The sequence below is a fragment of the Hymenobacter sp. CRA2 genome (assembly GCF_002007105.1).
Lineage (GTDB): Bacteria > Bacteroidota > Bacteroidia > Cytophagales > Hymenobacteraceae > Solirubrum.
In genome coordinates this window covers 41,440-58,392 of record NZ_MVBC01000022.1, presented here as the reverse complement: position 1 = coordinate 58,392, position 16,953 = coordinate 41,440, and the positions used below count along the sequence as shown (strand labels likewise).

The window sequence follows — 16,953 nt, the reverse complement described above, 5'->3', positions numbered from 1 at the left end:
TGCCCATGACCATCCGCAACCGCCTGACGCTCTTGTTTGTGGGTTTGGTGGGCGTCATCCTGCTGGGGGCGTTGTCGGCCACGCTGCTGATTCACGCCGACTACACCAACGAGCAGTTCAATGACCGCCTGCGCGACCGGGCCGACGTGACGGGCTACATTTTCCTGGAGCGCGACGAGCTGCGGGCCAATGCGTTTCGGGACTTCCAGCGCCGCTTCATGCAAACCTTGCCCAACGAGGTGCTGCAGGTGTACGACTCGCGCATGCAGCCCGCGTTCATCGAGGAAGACGAGCGGGTGAAAGTATCGGACAAGCTGCTGGCGCGCATCGTGGCCGAGAAAGAGGTGTTTTTCACGATGGGCCGGCGGCAGGCGGTGGGCATTTTCTACCGCGACAACCAGGGCGAGTTTGTCATCGTGGCGGCGGCCGAAAACGCCTCCGGCCGGGCGCGCACCGAGTACATGAGCTTCTCGCTGGTGGCCGTGTTCGTCATCAGCCTGCTGCTGACCTACGCGGCCGGGCGGCTGTTTGCGGGCCGCGCCCTGGCCCCTATTTCGGCCCTCAACGACCAGGTGGAAGGCATTACGGCCCGCGACCTGCACCTGCGCCTCGACGAAGGCCAGAGCGAGCAAACCGACGAAATTTCGCGCCTGGCCCGCACCTTCAACCGCATGCTGGAGCGCCTGGAGGAAAGCTTCGAGAGCCAGGGCACCTTCGTGCGCAACGCCTCGCACGAGCTGCGCACCCCGCTCACGGCCACCATCGGCGAGCTGCAGGTGCTGATGGCGCGCGAGCGGAGCACGCCCGAGTACCGCGAAGCGCTGGGCTCGGTGCTGGCGGAGTTGCAGCAGTTTCGCGTGCTCATCAACAACCTGCTGGAAATGGCCCAAACCGATGGCACCGACCTGCCCCGGGCCGAAGAAATCCGCCTCGACGAGCTGGCCTGGGAGGTGCGCAAGGGCCTGCCCGACGAGCAGCGCCGCCGGGTGCAGGTGCAGCTGGCCGAATTGCCCGACGACGCCGACTTGTTGGTGGTGCGCGGCAGCCGGGCACTGCTGCTGCGCGCTGTGTGCAACCTGGTCGAAAATGCGCTGAAGTACTCCGCTGAGGAACAAGCGGTGGAAGTACGCTTCAGCTTTGAAGCGCCCCACACCTTGCGCCTGCAGGTGCTCGACCGTGGCATTGGCATTACCGAAAAAGACTTTGGCCTGCTGTTTCAGCCCTTCTACCGGGGCGACAATTCGCGGCACGTGGTGGGCCACGGCGTGGGGCTGCCGCTGGCGCGTAACATCATCGAGCGGCACGGCGGCCAGCTCACGCTGCGCCCGCGCGCCGGCGGCGGCACCGTGGCGGAGGTCGTTTTTGCGCTGGCCTAGTCCTGCTGCCAGATACTGCGGGCTTGAGCCCGCGCTGCGTCGTGTGCGTTGCCGTTTCTATGCGGTTCCGCTCTCACTGCGCGTATACTTTTCGTGTGCTTACCCTCATTAAAAACCTGCTTACTGGCTTTTAAAACGACATTTTTGAAAATAATATCGGTTCTAATCTGTTTCTAATGCACCTCTAATTCCCTCCTAATACCCCCGGAGTACACTTGCATTGCCAACCACAACGGACACATGCAACGCGCTCCTCTTCGCCTTCTTTCCCTGGCCGCGGGCCTGCTGCTGACGGCGGCCACTGCCCGCGCCGCGGAAGTAGCTCCGGCCCCCGCCGATACCGTACAGCTCGACCTAGCGCAGGCCGAGAAGCAGTTTGTCGACCACAACTTTGCCCTGCTAGCCCAGCGTTACAGCGTGTCGGCCGCCGAGGCGCAGATTCTGCAGGCCCGCTTGTGGGACAACCCCACCATCAGCCTGGAGCAGAACGTCTACAACCCGGGCACGCGCAAGTACTTCGACGTCACGAAGACCGGCAACTCCATCGTGCAGGTGCAGCAGCTGTTTGCCATTGCGGGCCGGCGCAAGGCCGCAGCCAATGCTGCTCAGCAAGCCGCTTTGGCCGAGCAGTTCACCCTGCAGGACCTGCTGCGCACGCTGCGCTACCAGCTGCGCACCACCTACTACGACCTGTACTTCAAGCAGCAGAGCCTGCGGGTATACGACCGGCAGATTGCCGAATTCCGCCGCACCATCGGCCTCTACGAGGGCCAGTACCAGAAGGGCAACATCGCCCTGAAAGACGTGGTGCGGCTGAAAGCCTTCCTCTTCGACCTGGAAACCGAGCGGCAAACCCTGCTGCGCGACATGGCCCAGGACCAGACCGACCTGCACGTGCTGCTGCGCGATGAGCAGGGCAGCGCCTACGTGCCGCAGGTGTCGGTGGCGGCCATCCGGAGCCTTTCGCTGGCCCAGGCCCCCGCCGAAAATGTGCTGGCCGATTCGGCCCAGGCCTACCGCGCCGATGTGCGCGCCCGCCAGGCCCAGCTCGGCCAGCAGCAGGCCAACCTGCGCCTGCAGCACGCGCTGGCCGCCCCGGACCTGGCCCTGGGCTACGTGTACGACCGCGCCGGCAACTATATCCAGAACTACAACGCCGTGACGGTAGGCGTGGCCGTGCCCCTCTTCAACCGCAACCAGGGCAACATCCGCGCGGCGCAGGCCCAGATGGAAGGCAGCCGGCTGCAGTTGCAACAGCAGCAGCTGCAAGTGCGGCAAGACGTGCACCAGGCCTACGTGCTGGCTCAGCAGGCCGAGCAGCTGTCCGCCGTCACCGACCGCAACACCGCCGACTTCGACAAGCTCATTGCCGGCATCGAGCGCAGCTACGCCCAGCGCAACATCACCATCGTGGAGTTCCTCGACTTCTACGAGAGCTATAAGGAGAACCTGCTGCAGCGCAACGAGCGGAGCAACAACCGCATCCGCGCCTACGAGCAGCTCAATTACGCTGTGGGCCAAGCGGTGCTCACGCCCGCCAACTAATTCGCCAACCACCTCATAAGCAGCCCGCTGCCTCTAACCCGCGGCCCGCTCCACTCACCACACTGCCATGCTACGCTTTCCTCGTTTCCTCACCGCTCTGCTGATTCCGGCGGCCGCCACTACCCTGCTGGCCAGTTGCACCCAATCGGAAGCTACCGAGGCCGAACAGCCCAAAGGCTTTGCTCTCTCCGATACCATGATGCGCGAAATCCAGCTCGACACGGTGCGGGCCGAGCCGGTGCGCAACGAGCTGACGCTTTCGGGCCAGATTGCCACCAACGAAGACCAAACCGTGAAGGTGTACCCGCTGGTGGGCGGCGTGGTGGAAGAGCTGAACGTGGAGCTGGGTGACCACGTGACCAAGGGGCAGGTGCTGGCCGTGATTAAGAGCGGCGAAATTGCCGACCTGCAAAACCAGGCCGCCAACGCCGGCTCCGACCTCGACATTGCCCGCAAAAACCTCGCGGTGGCCGAAGACCAGTTTAAGTCCGGGCTGGCCTCGGAGCGCGACGTGGTGCTGGCCCGCAAGGAGCTGCAGAAAGCCCAGAGCACGGCCGGCAAATCGCGCAAGCAGCTGAGCGTGTATGGCGTATCGGAAGACGGCACCTACACGCTGCGGGCGCCCATCTCGGGCTTCATCACCGAGAAAAACGCCACCGACCACATGCAGTTCAACGCCGACAACGTGGGCAACCTGTTTACCATTGCCGACCTGGACAACGTGTGGATCATGGCTAACGTGTTTGAATCGGACATTGCCAAGGTGAAGCAAGGCTACCAGGCCGATGTGACCACCCTGGCTTACCCCGACAAGCGCTTCACGGGCCGCATCGACAAGGTGTTCAACGTGCTCGACCCCGACTCCAAGGTGATGAAGGTGCGCGTGAAGCTGCCCAACCCGGGCTACCTGCTCAAGCCCGAGATGTACGCCCAGATCAACGTGCTGAACACCGAGGCGCAGCAAATGCCGGCCGTGCCCGCCAAGGCCGTCATCTTCGACAAGGACCGCCACTACGTGATGGTTTACCACGACCGCACGCACGTGGAAACCAAGGAAGTGCAGCTGGCCAAAACCGTGGGCGACGTGAGCTACGTGGTCACCGGCCTGCAGCCCGGCGACGTGATTATCGCCAAAAACCAGCTCCTCATCTACGACGAACTGAATGACTAGCCCGGAACTGAACGCCTGGGGCCTGCACGGCTCCGGCGAAGCCGCGACTACCGGGTCGCTGGCTGGCTGGGGCCTGCGCGTGTGCGCGGCCCCGCCCTTGCCGGCCGGGCCCGGCGCCGCGCCCGAGGCGCCAGCTTGTGAAGCTTCCTCCCCTCTATCCCTTCGGCAGGAAAACCATGAATAAGTTCATCCAGGGCATCATCGCCTTTTCGCTCAAGAACCGCGGGTTCGTTTTCCTGATGACCATCGTGGCCATCGTGGCGGGCGTGGTCAGCTACCGCAACACGCCCATCGAGGCCTTTCCGGACGTCACGAACACGGAAATTACCATCATCACCCAGTGGCCGGGCCGCTCGGCCGAGGAACTGGAGAAGTTCGTGACGGCGCCCATCGAAATTGCGCTGAACCCGGTGCAGAAGAAGACCTCGGTGCGCTCCACCTCGCTCTTCGGGCTGTCGGTGGTAAAGGTGATTTTTGACGACGGCGTGGACGACATCTTCGCCCGCCAGCAGGTAAACAACCTGCTGCCCTCGGCCGACCTGCCCGAAGGCGCCGAGCCCGACGTGCAGCCGCCCTACGGCCCCACCGGCGAGATTTTCCGCTACACCATCGAGGCCAAGGACAAGACGGTGCGCGAGCTAAAAACCATCCAGGACTGGGTGATTGAGCGCAACCTCAAGGCTGTACCCGGCGTGGCCGACGTGAACAGCTTCGGCGGCGAGGTGAAGAGCTACGAAATCAGCGTGGACCCGAGCAAGCTGCAAACCTTCGGCATCACCCCGCTCGACGTGTACAACGCCGTGCAGCGCTCCAACATCAACGTGGGCGGCGACGTCATCAACGCGGGCCAGCAGAACTTCGTGGTGCGCGGCATCGGGCTGCTCAACAACCTGAACGACCTCAACAACACCGTCATCAAGAATGTGAACGGCGCCCCGATTCTGATTCGGAACGTGGCGCAGGTGCACGAGTCGGCCCTGCCCCGCCTGGGGCAGGTGGGCCGCGGCCAGCAGGACGACAAGGTGGAGGGCATCGTGGTGATGCGCAAGGGCGAAAACCCGTCGGAAGTCATTGCCGCCCTGAAAAGCAAGGTGCAGGAGCTGAACGAGAAAATCCTGCCCAAGGGCGTGCAGCTCAAGACCTTCTACGACCGGCAGCAGCTCATCGACTTCTCCACCGAAACGGTGATTCACAACCTGCTGGAAGGCATCGTGCTGGTGACGGTCATCGTGTTCCTGTTCATGGCCGACTGGCGCACCACCGTCATCGTGTCGGTCATCATTCCGCTGGCCCTGCTCTTTGCCTTTATCTGCCTGCGCCTGAAGGGCATGAGCGCGAACCTGCTGAGCATGGGCGCCATCGACTTCGGCATCATCATCGACGGTGCAGTAGTTATGGTGGAAGGGCTCTTCGTAGCCCTCGACCACAAGGCGCACGAGAAGGGCATGGAGCGGTTTAACAATCTGGCCAAACTGGGCCTGATCAAGAAGACGGGCCGCGACATGGGCAAGGCCATTTTCTTCTCCAAGGCCATCATCATCACCGCCCTGCTGCCCATCTTCTCATTCGAGAAAGTAGAGGGCAAAATGTTCTCGCCGCTGGCCTGGACGCTCGGTTTCGCCCTGCTCGGCGCCCTCATCTTCACCCTGACGCTGGTACCGGTGCTGGCCAGCATCCTGCTGAAAAAGAACGTGCGAGAAAAGGAGAACTTCTTCGTGCGGGCCATCAACCGCGGCGCCCAAGGCTTCTTCCGCTTCACCTACGCTCGTAAGGGCATCAGCTTGCTCATGGCCACCATCGTGGTAGCTGGCGGCCTGGGCGCCTTTAAGTTCCTGGGCTCCGAATTCCTGCCCGAGCTGAACGAGGGCTCCATTTACGTGCGGGCCCAGCTGCCGCTGAGCATCAGCCTGCAGGAATCCAACAAGCTCTGCAACGAGATGCGCCGGGTGTTTTTGGCCTTCCCCGAGGTGTCGGACGTGGTGAGCCAGACCGGCCGCCCCAACGACGGCACCGACCCGACGGGCTTCTACAACAACGAGTTCCTGGTGCAGATCAAGCACACCAAGGAGGTACAGAACAAGATGAAATCGGCCGCCTACCGCGAGCAACTCATCGAGCACATGAAGCAGCAGCTGGCCCGCTTCCCCGGCGTCGACTTCAACTTCTCCCAGCCCATCATGGACAACGTGGAGGAAGCTGCCTCGGGCGTAAAGGGCTCCATTGCCGTCAAAATCTACGGCACCGATCTGAAGCTGATGGAGGAAAAAGGCCGCGAGGTGTACGCCGTGCTCAAAAACATCAAGGGCATCGACGACCTGGGCGCGCTGCGCAACATCGGGCAGCCGGAGCTGCACGTGGAGCTGGACGAGCAGCGCATGGCCCAGTACGGGGTGAGCAAAGCCGACGCCAACGCCGTGCTGGAAATGGCCGTGGGCGGCAAGCAGGCCACCCAGCTCTACGAGGGCGAGCGGAAATTCCCCATCCGGGTGCGCTACGACGAGGCGTACCGCGAAACCCCGGCCGAAATCGGCCAGCTGCGGGTGCCTACGCAATTGGGCAAGACCATTCCGATTTCGGAAATAGCCACCATCGGCCCCGTCAACGGCCCCTCGCTCATCTACCGCGACGACAACAAACGCTTTGCCGCCGTGAAGTTTAGCATCCGCGGCCGCGACATGGGCTCCACCATCGAAGAGGCCCAGAAGAAGGTAAACGAGGTGGTGAAGCTGCCCAAGGGCTACACCATGAAGTGGACCGGTGACTTTGAAAACCAGCGCCGCGCTACCCAGCGCCTCACGCAGGTAGTACCCGTTTCGCTCGGACTGATTTTCTTCATCCTCTTCATTCTCTTCGGCAACCTCAAGGACGCCGGGCTGGTGCTGCTGAACGTGCCCTTCGCCATCATCGGCGGCATTGCGGCGCTGCTGCTCACCCACACCAACTTCAGCATCTCGGCCGGCATCGGGTTCATTGCCCTCTTCGGCATCTGCATCCAGAACGGGGTGATTCTCATCTCGGTGTTCAAGCAGAACATGGTCCGGAAGATGAGCCTCGACCGGAGCATTTTCGACGGGGTGACCAGCCGGGTGCGCCCGGTGGTGATGACCGCCCTGATGGCCACCATCGGCCTGATGCCCGCCGCCATCAGCACCGGCATCGGTTCCGAAACCTCCAAGCCCCTGGCCATCGTGGTTATCGGCGGCCTCATCACCGGTACCATCCTGACGCTGTTCATCTTCCCCCTGATTTTCGAGCGCGCCTACCGCGCCGAGCACTCCAAATACGGCCCGGCTGCTGAAGTGCCCGAGCCCGACCACCACACGCTGGCAACGGCCTAAGTCACGGTTAGTGAGAGAAAAACCTTGGGCTGCTGGCCTAAGGCTTTTTCACGGCTGCCCGGTGCGGGCGGGCTTTGCCCGGCTGGCCCGGGTCATCAGCGACCATTTTAAAGGTTTGGTGAGAGTAAATCCTCCGGTGCTTCACCGGGGGATTTCTGCGTTTAGCCCCTTCTGCATAGCTGGTGCCGCATCAGGAGCAGCTACGCTTCCTTCTGGCATTTTACCAGCTGAAATCCGGCTGGTTATCAGAGGTTAAATGCTGACTGGCCCACATTCCAAGCTCAGCCATAACACCTGACAATCAACCACTAACACGAAACCCCACCTTGCTGCCGGGGGTAAAAGAAAGCCTCAACCAAAACCCACTCCGCACTCATGGCACATCACCAAAAGCTCCGGACCGACGACTTCGACGACCGCGGCCGCAACCAGTACGACCACCACGATAACGCCCGCGACGGCCGCCAGGGCGACACCTACGAGCAGCGCAACTACGGCAACAGCCGCAGCAGCGAAGGCAGCCGCCCCACCTACGCATCCTCGGGCCGCCACACGGGCTACGGCCAGCACGACGGCCCCGGCACCGCCGACCCGCGCAGCCGCAACGGCGGCCAGGGCCAGCAGCGCGGGCAATACGACGACAACCGCCGCAACCAGGATCAGGGCAACCAGTCGCGCGGCTTCAACTCCGGCCCGCAGGGCGGCGGCTACGAATACTACCGGCGCGATAATTCGCAGTTCCGCAGCTACTACGACGAAAGCGACCGGCGCCAGTACCCGGCCCGGGAGGACGACGCGCCTTCCTACATCCACTACAGCCACCAGCGCCCCGGCGGTATCACCCCGCGCGACTACGACCAGAACGACGCGCGCGTGCGCGGCCACGAAGCCTCGCGGGGCCGCGACCAGTACTCGCGCGGCTTTGCCGACCGCGGCACCGACCGCTACTTCGAGGACTACCGCGACAACTACACCGACCGCATCAACCGCCAGGACGATGACCGGGGCAATGACCGCAACGAGCAGCGCGGCCGCTACGACGGTAGCAACCGCGACGGCCACCGCTCCGATTACGGCTACGGCGACGACTACAGCAACTCGCTCTACGACTCCGGCAACCGCAACAACGCCATGCGCCGCGACGAGGACGATGACCGCCGCAACAACGACCGAAACCGGAGCGACTTCGATGACCGCAACAACCGGCGCCAACGCTAATCGCGGCGGTGTCTCCAAGCAAAAAGCCCGGCGAGCTGCCGGGCTTTTTTATTGCCTGCCCAAATCAGATTCCGCGCTAAAAATCAAGCCACTAAGTAACCACATCGGGGCGGCGCGGGTGTATATTAAGTCCATCGGCAACCCAACGCCTTACGCCCATGGAAACCATGACCGATCAACAGGCCCGCGCCATTGTGCAGCAGTGGCTAACCACCCACCCCGACCGCCTGCACGGCCGGCGCGAGGACCCTATCCTGCTGCGCAACTGGCAGGACGCAGCCATCATGCAGCTGCGGCAGGGCATTCCGGCCGACGCGGAGTTTATCCTGCGCCGGTTGGCCACGCAGGTCGAAACGCACTCGATGCAGTAAGCAGCCGCTAGCCGCCCGCGCGCCGGTCGGTGCGCGGGCGGCTAGTTCTTCCCGTCCTGGTAGTTCTGGAACGTATAGAGAAAGCCCAGTGACAACGCCTGGCTGGCCTGAATTTTCCGGTCCTGGTCGTAGTCATAGAGGCCAATGCCGGTCACGGCCACGTTGATGTAGCGGTTGACTTTGGCGGTAATAATCATTTCCAGCCGGTGGTCGAGCTTGCGAAACGCCAGCTCTTTGTAGTTGGCAAACAGCAGGTAGCGCGCCTGCAGATTGACGTTCTGCATGACATCCTTATCGAACTCGCTGAGTACCTGCGCGGCCAGCCACTCGCGGCGCAGCTCGCGCGGTGGCTTCGCGCCGTAGGGCTCCGCGCCCACCGAACTGAGGAACCGCTCGGGCCGGTCGACGAAGGTGAAACGGGGCGCAAAAGGGGCCAGGCGCACCTTGAAATAGGTGTTTGGGTGGTATTCGAAGCCGTAGGCCGCCGTCAGAAAGGCCGGCGCAAACCACGACGATACCAGGCGCGTGCGGTCGTTGCCGGCGGCGTCCTTGTCGTACTCGTAGCCGGGCGCAAACTGGCTCAGCAGGTTCAGCGAGGCAAACATGTTCCAGTCGGAGCTGATGCTATAGCCGTACTTGGTGTCGAGGAAAAGTCGGTCGAGGTTCTTGCGGTAGCCCTGGCCCCGGTTATTGGCAAAAGCAAACAGCAGATCCGCTTCGTTGTCCCAGCTCGTGCGCGCCAGCCGGTAGCTGGCCTTGGCATTGAGCAGCGAATTCAGCCCGATAAAGCTCACGCCCCCGCCCTTCCAGTTGTCGGAGAGCAGGGCCTGACTGATGTTGAGCGCCCCCTTGAACTTGGTTTTCCAGGGCGAAACGGTAGCGGCGGAGTCCAACGCGGTCTGGGCCTGCGCCGAATTCAAACCGGCTAGCAGCAACAGGACAATGTATAAGTGCTTCATGCCGTAAAGGTCGAGCTTCTGGGTTTTGCGGTTCGAAAAATAAGCTATTCGCGAAGGTTACAGTTTGTGCAATATTCTTTGAAAAGAACAATTTAAATCCGGCTAGTTCTCTTGATTCCCAACTTTATCCTCTTCCATCCACCATAATTGAACGGCTATGTGGCGGGGCTTGTCGCTGGGATATGCGTACGACCATTCTGCTGACCGGCGCCCTGGCTTTGGGCGTCGCCGGCCGCACCTTGGCCCAGGCCCCCGCCACCGATCCGACTTACAACGAAGAAGCGCCCTTCGTGCGCAATATCCGCCCGGACCGCCCGGGGCAAACCGTGACGACCAGCATGTTGCGGCCGGGTCAGTTCCAGGTAGAACTAGGAACCCTGCGCCAGCTGCCTGCTGCTGGCAGTGCCCACACGCTATCGAGCGGCCTGCTGCGCGTCGGCTTCTTCAATCACATGGAGCTGCGCCTTACGCAGGGCTACCTGCACAGCGGCCCCCGGGCGCTGAACCCCGAAGCCGGGCCGGCGGCCTCCTTCGGCTTGGCTCCGCTGACCGTGGGGGCGAAGTGGCTGGCGTCCACCAACCAGGATGCCCGCTCGCAGGTGGTATTTCTCACCGAGCTGACGCTGCCCAAAACCGGCGACCGGGCCATGCAGCTGGCCAAGCCCGTGGCAGGCGTCCGCGCCCTGGTGTCGCAGCAAATCGGCCAGCGCTACGGGCTGGAGGGCAACCTGGGCTTTAGCCAGAGCGGCTTCCGCGCCGCCGACACCAAGCAGGGGCAGTTTCTGTACACCCTGGCCCTGAATGGTCCCCTGGTTAATAAGTTTGGCTTCTTCGCCGAAGCCTATGGCACAGGCCGGCAATCCTATACGCACGGCACCACGCTGGGCCTGAACTGGCGGCCGCTGCCGGGCTTGCGGCTGGATATCACGGCCGGACGCGCATTTACGGGCCAGCGCGGCACCACACTCGGGGCGGGTCTGAGCGTGCGGCTACCGCATTAAAGGCAGCTGAGGCCGGTGATGAGCAGCCGTCACATGTTCGTGTGATTGACGGCGGAATGCAGACAACCTAGTTTTGTCCCATTCCAACCCCGCTCCATCCAAGCCATATGCCATTTACCTTACTTCGTTTCCTGCTCCTGCTTGCGTTGCTGCTGCTCGGCCGTACGGCTGTTCATGCCCAATCTGCTCCGTCACCGACAGCTCCAGCCCTGACGATGCCCGCTCCCGGCCCGGCTCTGCAGCCGGACCTGGATTCGCGCTACGCCTCCGCAGCGGAAGTGTCCGAATTGAAGGCCCAACTGAACAGCCTGCTGCAAGCCTACGACCAGCTGGTGACGCGCTACAATACGCAAAGCAGCCGCTTACTAGAGCTGGAGCGCAACCGGGGAGCCGTGCCCGCCGCAGCCGACCGTCACCGGGTGCTCCGCTCCGACGCCATGCCGGGCAGTTATTGATCGGCAACGGCAGCCCCCAAAGCCAACGCCGGCCACTCCTGACTAGTGCAGGAATGGCCGGCGTTGCTGTTGTGGCGAGTAGTGGGTTATTTGCTGGTATCCGCTGCTTGCAGGGCCAGCACAGCGTCCTGCTCGGTTTTGATGTCGCGCTTGGCCAAGCCAGCCTGCAAAGCCGGGGCGGCCGCTGCCAAGGCCTTGCGTGTGAGCTTCACTTCCACCAGTCTGCCATCGGGGCGGCGCAGAAAATACATGGGCTGATCAACCAGCTCATCGTAAGGCTTATCAGAGCTGTAAGCGCCTTGATAATTGGCTTTTAGCAGCCCTTTGTCGTAGCGCTTGAACAATGAGTACCCGTTGGGGCGCTCGTAGAGCACTTCTACAAATTGTTGCTTGTAGGCCGGGTTTGGGCTGTCCGTAAACCGCACGAAGCGGCGCGGGTGGTCAGTGCCCAGCACCACATCGTTCAGGGTGAACCCCATCACCAGGGAGGGCACAATGAGCGCCGAATCGCGGCCGTTTACCTGCGTAAGCAATTGCTGGTGAAATACGTCGTACTTCAGCGGTGCTTTGAGCGGCCGCAGGTTAGGGTTGGCAGGCGTGATTTCGCCTGGAATCCAGCGGGTAAAGGCGTACGGCGAGCCGTGCATCTTTTCCAATCGGTTGTCATACACCATGGCCGGTGCGCCACGCGTCAGCGCATCAATATTGGTATTGCTGCTGTTGCCCCCCAAAGCCGCCGAGCCCTGGGCGCACAAGGTTGATATGCTTGAAGCAGTAATTGCGAGGGCCAGCAAGCCGAAGCGTCGGTAGTGCACGAGAGTAGGTAGTTGAGACTGGGAGAGGCAGGTAAAGTAGGTATCCTGACGCAGATAATCACTGATCTTCTGCGTGCTATTCTGACTTAGCGTGTTACTTCCGCTGCCTGCAGGGCCTGCACGGCGTCCTGCTCGGTCTTGATGTCGGCCTTGCTGCTGCTCAAGCCTGGCTGCAGACTTCCAGCCGCAGCTGCCAATGATTTCCGGTTCAGCTTAACCTCTGCCACCGTTCCATCGGGCCGGCGCAGGAAGTAGGTATTACGGTCTACCAGCTCGTCGTAGCGGCGGTCGGCGGCGTAGCCACCCTGGTAATTGGCCTTCACCAGGATTTTGCGCGGCAGCTTCAGCAATGTGTAGCCGGCAGCTCCTTGGTATAGCACTTCCGCAAAGGCCCGGCGCTGATCAGGCTGCGGCGCATCGGCAAACGGCTGGAACACCCGTGCCGGCTGCCCGGACAGCAGCGGTGGCAGCACAAACCCGGTTAGGCGGGTGGCATCGAGCCAGACGGAATCGGACTTATTATCGGGCCGGATGACCAGAACCTGCCGGTACACGTCGTAGCGCGCAGGCACGTTGTCCACCTGCCGCTTGTCGACTAGTTGCAGTGTTGTCGGCGTCCAGCCCTTTATCAGGTAGGGCGTCCCTACGATGCCCTCGTACCGATGGTCAAAGGAGTTATACGCCTGAAATTCGCCCGGGACGATGTTGGTCTTATTCGCGTTGGCGGCGGCATCAGGGGCCGGCGTGGGCCTCATTTGCTGGGCCCGGCCTGCTAAAGGCAACGCCAACAGGGCAGCGGCCAGTAGTTGGGTAAAACGGCTGGAGTAAGGCATAAGCAGGGACGTAACAGCGTGCTAACCGGCCTAAAGTACAGCAATAATCGGGCTCAGTGTGACTAGCTTCCTACCTCACTGCCACTTAACGCAACGGCCCCGCGCTGCACCGGGGCAACGCGGGGCCGGTAACCAGTGGGATGGGCTTAGTTCAGCGTCAGAACGAGGTCGTCGGCATTGACCAGCGTGCCCTCGGTCAGGTTCACGGCCTTGACCAGGGCGTCGGCCGGAGCGGTGATGGTGGTTTCCATCTTCATGGCCTCGATGATGAACAGCGGGGTGTTGCGCTTCACCTGCTGCCCATCTTTCACCAGCACCTTGGACAGCAGCCCTTGCAGCGGCGCCCCGATCTGCTGGGCGTTGTTTTTGTCGGCTTTGGGGTTGGATACCGTCTTCACCTCCACCGACCGGTCGCGGATTTCCAGGTTGCGCGTCTGCCCGTTCAGGGTGAAGAAGATGGTACGCATGCCGTCGTCGTTGACCTGCCCCACCGATTGCAGGCGCACGATGATGCTCTTGCCGCGGGCAATGTCGATGATGGTTTCTTCGCCGGGCCGCAGCCCGTAGAAGAACACGCGCGTGGGCACCACCGACACGTCGCCGTACTGCTGCAAGTGGCTCCAGTACTGCTCGAACACCTTGGGGTAGAGCAGCCAGGACAGCAGATCGGTGAAGCGCGCACCGGGCCCGAATTTCTCCTGGAACTTCGGCCACTCCCGCTCGAAGTCAATGGGCTTGAGGTGCTCGTTGGGGCGGTCGGTGAAGGGCTGCTCGTCCTTGAGGATGATGCGCTGCAACTGCTGCGGCCAGCCGCCCTCCGGCTGCCCGATGTCGCCGCGGAACAGCTCGCGCACCGACTCGGGAAAGCTGATGCCCTCCCCTTTCGTGAGCACGTCCTCGGTGGTCAGGTTGTTCGACACCAGGAACAGGGCCATGTCGCCCACCACCTTCGACGAGGGCGTGACCTTCACGATGTCGCCGAACAGCTCGTTTACGTCGGCGAAGGTCTGCTTGATCAGCTCAAACTTGTCGAGCAAGCCCAGCGCGGCGGCCTGCGGGCGCAGATTGGAGTACTGCCCACCGGGAATTTCGTGCTGAAACACTTCGGAAGTGCCCGCCTTCAGGCCCGACTCGAAGGGGTAGTAATAGTCGCGCACCGTCTCGAAGTAGTTCGAGAATTCGTTCAGGCTGTGCTGGTCGAACTCGCGGTGGCGCTCGGTGCCGCGCAGCATCTCCACCACCGAGTTGAAGTTGGGTTGCGAAGTCAGGCCCGACAAGGAGCCTAGTGCCACGTCAATCACGTCGACGCCGGCTTCCACAGCCTTCAGGTACGTGGCGGCTTGCAAGGACGACGTATCGTGGGTGTGCAGGTGAATGGGCAGCTTCACCGTCTCGCGCAGAGCCGTTATCAGCTCGGTGGCCGCGTAGGGCTTGAGCAGGCCGGCCATGTCCTTGATGCACAGGATGTGGGCCCCGGCGTCCTCGATCTGCTTGGCCAGGCGCAGGTAGTAGTCGAGCGAGTACTTCTGGTTGCGCTTGGGGTCCAGAATGTCGCCGGTGTAGCAGATGGCGGCTTCGGCCAGGCCCTGCGTCTTGTTGCGCACGAAGCCGATGCAGGACTCCATGCCCTTCATCCAGTTCAGCGAGTCGAAGATGCGGAACACGTCGACGCCGGTTTCCCAGGCTTGCTGCACGAAGCGCTCCGTGAGGTTGTCGGGGTAGGCCTTGTAGCCCACGCCGTTGGCCCCGCGGATGAGCATCTGCAGCAGCACGTTGGGCACGGCCTCGCGCAGCTTGGCCAGCCGGTCCCAGGGGTCTTCGTGCAGAAAGCGCAGGGCCACGTCGAAGGTAGCCCCGCCCCACACCTCCATCGAGAAGGTTTGCGGGTGGCAGCGGGCGTAGCGGTCGGCCACCTTCAGCATGTCGAAGGAGCGCATGCGGGTGGCCAGCAGGCTCTGGTGCGCGTCGCGGAAAGTCGTGTCGGTGTAGTGGATAAGCGGGTCCTGGCGCAGCCACTCGGCAAAACCCTCGGGGCCCAGCTCGGTGAGCTTCTGCTTGGTGCCGGCGGGCACTGGGCCGCTCGGGTCGAAGTGCGGCAGCGTGGGCTTGGGCAGCTCCCGCTTCGGGTCGACGTGGCCCTTCACGTCGGTGTTGCCGTTCACAATCAGGTCGCCCAGGAACTCCAGCAGGCGGGTGCCGCGGTCCAGGCGCAGCTTGAACTTAAACAGCTCCTGGTGGTCCTTGATGAAATCCACGTTGGCCTGCCCGCCCACGAATACAGGGTGCGCGATGATGTTCTGCAGGAACTGAATGTTGGTGCGCACGCCGCGCACCCGGAACTCGTCGAGCGTCCGCTGCATCTTCTGGGCCGCGCCTTCCAGCGTGGGCGCGTGGGCCGACACTTTTACCAGCAGCGAGTCGAAGAAGGGCGAAATCTTCACGCCCTGGTACACCGAGCCCTGATCCAGCCGGATGCCGAAGCCGCCGGCTGAGCGGTAGGCCACGATGGTGCCGTAGTCAGGCTTGAAGTCGTTTTCGGGGTCTTCGGTAGTGATGCGGCACTGAATGGCGTAACCGATTTTCAGCGGCTTCACGTCGCCGCCCAGCCCGATTTCCGGGTCCGAAAGGTGGCGGCCGTCGGCAATGTGCAGCTGGGTTTTGATGAGGTCGATGCCGGTAATCATCTCGGTCACCGTGTGCTCTACCTGAATGCGCGGATTCACCTCGATGAAGTAGATGCGGTCTAGTTCGGGGTTCACCAAGAATTCCACGGTGCCCACGTTGTTGTAGCCCACCGCCCGGCCCAGGCGCAGCGAGTACTCATAGAGCAAGTGGCGCATGTGGTCGGGCAGGTTCAGCGAGGGCGCCACTTCCACCACCTTCTGGTAGCGCCGCTGCACCGAGCAGTCCCGCTCGTAGAGGTGCATGATGTTGCCGTGGTTGTCGGCCACCAGCTGCACCTCGATGTGCTTGGGGCGCTCCACAAATCTTTCCAGGAACACCGTGTCGTCGCCGAAGGCCTTCTTGGCCTCGTTGCGAGCCTCGAAAAAGCCTTTTTCCAGCTGCTCGTCGTCGCGGATGACGCGCATACCACGCCCGCCGCCGCCGGCCGCCGCCTTCAGCATCACCGGGTAGCCGATGCGGTGGGCTTCCTCACGCGCCACCTCAAACGAGGTCAAATCCTGCTGGCTGCTCTCGATGATGGGCACCTGGCAGCTCACCGCCACTTCCTTGGCACGCACCTTGTCGCCGAGGGCCTCCATCACCTGCGGGCGGGGCCCCACGAAGGTGATGCCTTCCTCCTGGCAGCGCCGGGCGAAGGTGGCGTTTTCGGAGAGGAAACCGTAGCCGGGGTGAATGGCATCCACGCCGTTTGCCTTGGCCACGCGCAGAATTTCCTCAATGTCGAGGTAGGGCTTGAGCGGGTCCTCGTCGCGCCCGACCTGGTAGGCCTCGTCGGCCTTGTAGCGGTGCAGCGAGTAACGGTCCTCGTAGGTGTAAATGGCGACCGTCTGAATGCCGAGCTCAGTGGCGGCACGCAGCACGCGAATCGCAATTTCACCGCGGTTAGCGACGAGTAGCTTGCGGATGTTCATGGGTTGTGGGATTGGGGAATTGAGGGGAGGGGTTGCGCCGAAGCTACGTAAAAGCCAGTGCTTTTGCTGGGGTCTGAGACCGGGCTAGCGGCTTCGTTTGCGGAGTTTATTTATGACACTCTGGTAAGATAACATTGACTAAAAGCCGATTACTTACGGTCTATTTTCCATACATAATTTAGTAGGCATGCCGACAAACCAGCCGCTTTTTACCGCTGCCTTCTGGCTCACAGCCTCCTTGCAGCGCATGACTAAGCTTACTGCTGAATACTTGA

Annotated in this window: 13 protein-coding genes; 9 read left to right on the top strand and 4 right to left on the bottom strand. The window is 62.3% G+C overall.

Features of this window, described 5'->3' with window-relative positions; genetic code table 11:
- Positions 1-5 precede the first annotated feature (5 nt).
- The 7 genes from B0919_RS23270 to B0919_RS23245 all read left to right on the top strand — a co-directional run bounded on the left by B0919_RS23270 (position 6) and on the right by B0919_RS23245 (position 9,019).
- Positions 6-1,376 carry an ATP-binding protein gene (locus B0919_RS23270; protein ID WP_078014711.1) on the top strand — a complete coding sequence of 457 codons (1,371 nt, stop codon included), beginning with the start codon at positions 6-8 and terminating at the stop codon, positions 1,374-1,376.
- Between the two features lie 240 nt (positions 1,377-1,616).
- Entirely contained in the window at positions 1,617-2,921 is a 1,305-nt protein-coding gene (locus B0919_RS23265; protein WP_078014710.1) for a TolC family protein, read from the top strand.
- Between the two features lie 67 nt (positions 2,922-2,988).
- A complete protein-coding gene (locus B0919_RS23260; RefSeq protein WP_078014709.1) occupies positions 2,989-4,092 on the top strand; it encodes an efflux RND transporter periplasmic adaptor subunit in 1,104 nt (367 codons plus the stop codon).
- The gene (locus B0919_RS24930; protein WP_139362344.1) at positions 4,085-4,276 is read left to right on the top strand and encodes a hypothetical protein; all 192 of its coding nucleotides are present in this window, start codon (positions 4,085-4,087) and stop codon (positions 4,274-4,276) included. The genes B0919_RS23260 and B0919_RS24930 overlap by 8 nt, the downstream gene beginning before the upstream one ends.
- Positions 4,269-7,430, top strand: coding sequence for an efflux RND transporter permease subunit (locus tag B0919_RS23255; RefSeq protein ID WP_078014708.1), 3,162 nt, complete (start codon positions 4,269-4,271; stop codon positions 7,428-7,430). Before B0919_RS24930 ends, B0919_RS23255 begins: the two co-directional genes overlap by 8 nt.
- Before the next feature lie 375 nt (positions 7,431-7,805).
- A complete protein-coding gene (locus B0919_RS23250) occupies positions 7,806-8,648 on the top strand; it encodes a hypothetical protein (protein ID WP_078014707.1) in 843 nt (280 codons plus the stop codon).
- Positions 8,649-8,806: 158 nt separating this feature from the next.
- Positions 8,807-9,019, top strand: a complete 213-nt coding sequence (locus tag B0919_RS23245; RefSeq protein WP_078014706.1) for a hypothetical protein — start codon at positions 8,807-8,809, stop codon at positions 9,017-9,019.
- A 41-nt stretch (positions 9,020-9,060) separates the two neighbouring features.
- Here B0919_RS23245 and B0919_RS23240 read toward each other — a convergent pair whose 3' ends face one another.
- The gene (locus B0919_RS23240) at positions 9,061-9,978 is read right to left on the bottom strand and encodes a DUF3078 domain-containing protein (RefSeq protein WP_078014705.1); all 918 of its coding nucleotides are present in this window, start codon (positions 9,976-9,978) and stop codon (positions 9,061-9,063) included.
- A 182-nt stretch (positions 9,979-10,160) separates the two neighbouring features.
- Between B0919_RS23240 and B0919_RS23235 the strand changes: the two genes are divergently transcribed.
- The gene (locus tag B0919_RS23235) at positions 10,161-10,979 is read left to right on the top strand and encodes a transporter (protein WP_078014704.1); all 819 of its coding nucleotides are present in this window, start codon (positions 10,161-10,163) and stop codon (positions 10,977-10,979) included.
- A 107-nt stretch (positions 10,980-11,086) separates the two neighbouring features.
- A complete protein-coding gene (locus tag B0919_RS23230) occupies positions 11,087-11,434 on the top strand; it encodes a hypothetical protein (protein WP_139362343.1) in 348 nt (115 codons plus the stop codon).
- 86 nt (positions 11,435-11,520) lie between these two features.
- On the opposite strand, the gene B0919_RS23225 is transcribed toward B0919_RS23230, so the two are convergent.
- The 3 genes from B0919_RS23225 to B0919_RS23215 form a co-directional block, all read right to left on the bottom strand.
- The gene (locus B0919_RS23225; RefSeq protein WP_139362342.1) at positions 11,521-12,249 is read right to left on the bottom strand and encodes a hypothetical protein; all 729 of its coding nucleotides are present in this window, start codon (positions 12,247-12,249) and stop codon (positions 11,521-11,523) included.
- 86 nt (positions 12,250-12,335) lie between these two features.
- Entirely contained in the window at positions 12,336-13,082 is a 747-nt protein-coding gene (locus B0919_RS23220) for a hypothetical protein (RefSeq protein ID WP_139362341.1), read from the bottom strand.
- Positions 13,083-13,228: 146 nt separating this feature from the next.
- Positions 13,229-16,678 (bottom strand): pyruvate carboxylase, encoded by a 3,450-nt coding sequence (locus B0919_RS23215; protein ID WP_078014700.1) that lies wholly within the window; start codon positions 16,676-16,678, stop codon positions 13,229-13,231.
- Positions 16,679-16,953 lie beyond the last annotated feature (275 nt).